4 protein-coding genes and 1 pseudogene are annotated in these 4,966 nt (G+C 37.6%); all 5 read left to right on the forward strand.

Going from position 1 to position 4,966, the window contains the following annotated elements:
* Positions 1-179 precede the first annotated feature (179 nt).
* Positions 180-481: pseudogene (locus tag V7149_RS21755) on the forward strand (CoA-transferase); the annotation flags it as partial.
* A gap of 127 nt (positions 482-608) precedes the next feature.
* Positions 609-1,406: a 3-hydroxybutyrate dehydrogenase gene (locus V7149_RS21760; protein ID WP_335347684.1), complete on the forward strand. Its 798-nt coding sequence runs from the start codon at positions 609-611 to the stop codon at positions 1,404-1,406.
* 91 nt (positions 1,407-1,497) lie between these two features.
* Entirely contained in the window at positions 1,498-2,712 is a 1,215-nt protein-coding gene (locus V7149_RS21765) for an ABC transporter substrate-binding protein (protein ID WP_335347685.1), read from the forward strand.
* A 107-nt stretch (positions 2,713-2,819) separates the two neighbouring features.
* On the forward strand, positions 2,820-3,719 hold the full coding sequence (locus tag V7149_RS21770) for a branched-chain amino acid ABC transporter permease (protein ID WP_335347686.1): 900 nt from the start codon (positions 2,820-2,822) through the stop codon (positions 3,717-3,719).
* Between the two features lies 1 nt (position 3,720).
* Positions 3,721-4,966 (forward strand): ABC transporter permease subunit (locus tag V7149_RS21775; RefSeq protein WP_335347687.1); only part of this gene is annotated, 1,246 nt, incomplete at its 3' end.

Consider the following 4,966-nt stretch of genomic DNA (forward strand, 5'->3'; position numbering starts at 1 on the left):
TATTCTATATTTTCTGAATTAAACACCGAATTTAATTAAAATTATAGAACAAAATGATAATAAAAAATAAAGAAATGGGACATTTCAAGGTGTTCAGAGATCCTCCAGAAAAGTTGGCACGAATTTTGCTTTAAAAATAAATAGGTTGAAAAAGTAATAAAAGGAAGGAGAAAAGTGATATGAAGGTTATTCTTCCATTGATTAATGACGGTGATACATTACTCGTTGGGGGATCTGGACTAGTAGGTATACCTGAAAACTGAATCTTAGGGTTATATCGAAAGGGGGTTAAAGGTCTTACGATTATTTCTAATAATTGTGAGGTTGACGATTGGGGATTAATAAATCTATTGAAAAATAGACAAATCAACAAATGATTTCCTCCTATGTCGGCAAGAATTAGAAGGTTGAACGTCACTTAATGTCTTGTGGGCTAGAAGTAGAACTTGCACCTCAAGGTAGCTTAGCTGAACCCCTGAAGGATTAACATTTATTGAGATAGTTGAAGGTTACACAGTTGCAGATATTCAAGCATGTACAAGACTGGAATTAATCATTCCAGCACAATTAAATTTATTGTTTAGCATTCCAATGGGGGGATTGTTGTTTTGAATCAAAATAAGGAAAAATCACTTGAAAATAAAGTTGTTTTCATAACGGGTGCGGCTAGTGGAATAGGTCTAGATTTAGCCCAAGCATTTGCTGAAGAAGGTGCAAGAGTAGTGATCAGTGATCTGAATGAAGAAGCAGTAAAAGAAACTGCCGGGTCCATGAAGAATGATGGATTAGAAGTCATGGGGATTGGATGTGATGTAACCAAAGAGCAAGAAATCATATCTGCATTAAATCATACCATTAATACATATGGAGGTATTGATATTCTAATAAACAATGCAGGGTTACAGCACATATCTACCATTGAGGATTTTCCTGCTGATCGCTTTGAATTACTTCTTAAGGTGATGCTAACAGGTCCATTTATTGCTACAAAGCATGTTTTTCCTGTCATGAAAAAACAAGGATTTGGTCGAGTGATAAATATGTCCTCTATTAATGGTTTAGTTGGTTTTGCAGGGAAGGCTGCTTACAATAGTGCGAAGCATGGAGTGAACGGTTTGACGAAGGTTGCAGCATTAGAAGGGGCAGAATACGGAATCACCGTTAACGCCATTTGTCCTGGTTATGTAGACACTCCGCTTGTGCGAAATCAATTAACTGACTTAGCAAAGACAAGAAATGTAGAGTTAGAAAATGTACTTGAAGAAGTAATTTATCCGCTTGTACCACAGAAGCGCTTATTACATGTCAAAGAAATCTCTGATTACGTCGTTTTCTTAGCAAGTGAAAAAGCCAAAGGTATTACAGGACAGGCGATTGTTATTGATGGTGGCTACACAGTCCAATAAGAAAAAATATTAGTAAACGCTATTATTCTTTCATTACGCCGGTTTTATAAATGAGTTAACTTTAGGTTTATTAAAAGGGGAGGGAATTATTTTGAAAAAATCAAGTGCAATCTTTCTAGTGGCTTTTATGGTATTATTTACAGTTTTGACAGGATGTAGTCCAAAGGTAGAAGAAACAAAAACAAATTCCGCAGCTAGTAGTGATTCTGGTGCTTCTTCTTCAGGTGAGGAAACCTTTAACATAGGTTTAGCTATTTCTATGTCGGGTGGAACAGCTTTATTTGGTGAAGGAGTAAAAAGGGGTGTGGACCTAGCTGTTAAAGATTTTAACGATGCTGGCGGCTTTGAAGGAAAAAAAGCAAATGTAGTCCTATATGATGATGAAGCTAAACCAGAAAAGTCTGTCGAGATTGTTCAAAAATTAATTAGCCAAGATAAAATTGTAGCCTTAGTTGGACCTGCTAACTCTGGGAATGCCATGGCTCACATTCAATTTACTCAAGAGGCAAAAATTCCTGAAGTTGTACCAGTAGCTACAGGGACAAAAATCACACAAGAGTATAAAGATGCTGATAAAAACTATATTTTCCGCGTGTCTCCTCTTGATGGGGTTCAAGTGTCCGCTATTTTAAAAGAGCTTATCGATAAACAAGGCCTTACGAAACTTGGTGTCATCCATGATACGGAAGGGTACGGGCAAGGTGGAAGAGAAGATATTGTTAAGCAAATGAAGGAAACCTACAATTTGGAACCAACTGTTATTTCAGCCTTTGATCCAAAGGAATTAAATCTAGAGCCTTCTATTCGTGAAATGAATAATGCAGGGGTGGAAGCAGTTATCTTCTACGGGCTTGCACCACAGTCAGCAAAGTTGCTTGAAGCTCGTTTCAATGAAGGGTTGAATGCCCCTATTTACGCGACTTGGGCTACAGGTGACCCAACTGTTTTAAATCTAGTTGGAGATCTTGTGAAGGGTGATCTATTCTTTGTACAGTCATATACGATTGATCAAAATGAAGCAGCAAAAAAATTCCATGCAAGAGTAATGGATACGTATGGTGAAGACGTATTCCCTATTGCTACGGCACAAGGATATGACAGTGCAAAACTTATCTTAGATGCTATAAAAAAGGTTGGTTTAGATAGTGAAAAAATTCGTGATCAAATTGAATCCTTCACGGACTTTGAAGGTGTAACAGCAATTAAATCAGCACCTTTCACTAAGGATAACCATGAAGCATTTGGTATTGACGAAGTATTCATTGCCACATATAACGACGATTTACAAATTGTCGCAGCAGATTAATAGAGCCATCATATAAATCTTTTAACTGGTGTAAAGGGTAAGTCCATATGTAGATTTCCCTTTTCACCATTGCTTGTTATTCGTAGTATCACAAGGGGGCGTTTGCTTTGGAATTAACAGATATATTAAAAGCCATTATTAATGGGTTAGTGTATGGAAGTGTTTATGCGATAATTGCCCAAGGCTACTATATTACCTTTATTACGACTAATACTATGAACTTTGGTCAAGGTGACTTCGTCATGCTTGGTTCACTTATAGGATTATCTACCTTTATGACAATAACTGCTTCGGGTGGGGGTGTTTGGATTGCCTTTATAGCATCATTACTATTGGTTATCGTCATACTGGGTATATCGGGTTGGGCATTGCAACAAGTCGCTATCCGTCCGTTAAAAAGTTGGCATTCCATTGGTTGGATTTTAAGTACTGTGGCCGTTGCTATGATTGTGAGAAACATAGCTATGCTTATCTGGGGAAGGGATGTTCTAATGGCCCCATCTCCATTTGGACGCGCTATTTTAGATTTAGGTATATTGAAAATCCGCTATCATGACATATTTGTACTCGTTAGTGCTGCAGTTATTATGTTTCTATTATACGTCTTCTTAAAGAAATCATTATTTGGAAAGGCGCTTGAAGCGGTTGCCTTTAATAGAGACGCTGCTTCATTAATGGGAATTAATCCACGATTAATGGCTTCCATTGCTTTTATCATTGCAGGGATTCTAGCTGGAGTAGGTGGAGTTTTAGTCGGGCCTATGGTACATCCAGGTGCATTTATTGGTCTTTTCCTGGGATTAAAAGCATTTGCAGTTGCAATTATTGGTGGTATCGAGAATCCAAGAGGCATTTTTATCGGAGGACTTTTACTAGGTGTATTAGAAAACCTCTTTACTTTATTTAGTACATCCATGAAAGAAGCAGCTGCGTTCTTCTTAATTCTTGTCATTTTAGCAGTCCTTCCTCAGGGGTTATTTGGAAAACGAGTAAAGGAGAAATTCTAGTATGATAAAAGCAAAATGGTGGATTTATCAAATTGTGATCCCGCTCGTCCTCTTATATGCATTTCCCTGGTTTTTTAACAATGCTCATACTATTCATGTAGCCCAGACATTTTTAATTACTTACATTGTCATCGTAGGGTTAAATCTACTTGTGGGACTCTCCAATCAGCTTTCCTTGGGGCATGTAGGATTTTATGCGATAGGAGCATATTTATCTGCAATACTTACGATGAAAGTAGGATTGAATTTCTTCGTAAGTATTGTGATCTCTGGCTTAATAGCTGCTGTATTTGGTGCGATTGTAGCTCTTTTGTCCTTACGAGCGAAAGGTCCTTATCTGGCAATGGTAACAATTGCATTTGGAGAATTGATTAGTATTATTGCCAACCGCTGGGTAGATGTCACGGGCGGTCCTGCAGGAACCAAAACTTCGGTACCATCCTTTTTCGGTCTTGAGCTTGATCCAATTCAATATATGTGGTTTATTGGTCTTTTAGCTATCATATTTACAGCATTCGCAACGAATATCTTTAGAGGTCGTTTTGGAAGGACCTTTACTGCTTTTGGAAATAGTGAAGTTGCTTCAGAGGTACTAGGGATTAATGTTCGGAATTGGAAAATATTAGCCTTTGCTGTTTCTGCTTTTTTAGCAGGTGTAGGCGGAGGGCTGTTCGCTTTCCAAAATCAGTTTATAAGTAGTACAACTTTTGAATTGAATCTATCCATTATGTTCCTTATTGCGGTTATTATCGGAGGGTCAGGAACAAAGATAGGTCCTATTATAGGTACAGCGGTTATCGTTGGGTTACCGCAATTCCTTCATAACTTTGTAGATTATCACTTAATGATCTTTGGTGGAATATTATTACTCGCACTTATCCTTTTACCCGATGGTATCGTGGGTGCCTTCACCAATCTTTCTTACTTTAAAAAGTTTTCTAGTAAAAAAGCCAATACTGAATTAGGAATTTTACATGATGGTCGGAAGGCAACAATAGATTTACCTGAAGGGATTAATGGTAAGGTTTTAGAGCTTAAAAATATTTCTATGTATTTTGGTGGATTAAAAGCTATTGACGAAGTTGAAATAGAGGTTTTAGGTGGAACTGTTCACGGAATTATTGGCCCAAACGGTTCAGGTAAAAGCACTACAGTTAACGTCCTAAGTGGAGTCTATATGCCGACTGGTGGAAACATTCTTTGGAAAGGAAAGAACATTACAAAATATGCTCCTCATAGTATAGCAC

Source organism: Bacillus sp. JJ1503 (genome assembly GCF_036965125.1).
GTDB lineage: Bacteria > Bacillota > Bacilli > Bacillales > Cytobacillaceae > Cytobacillus.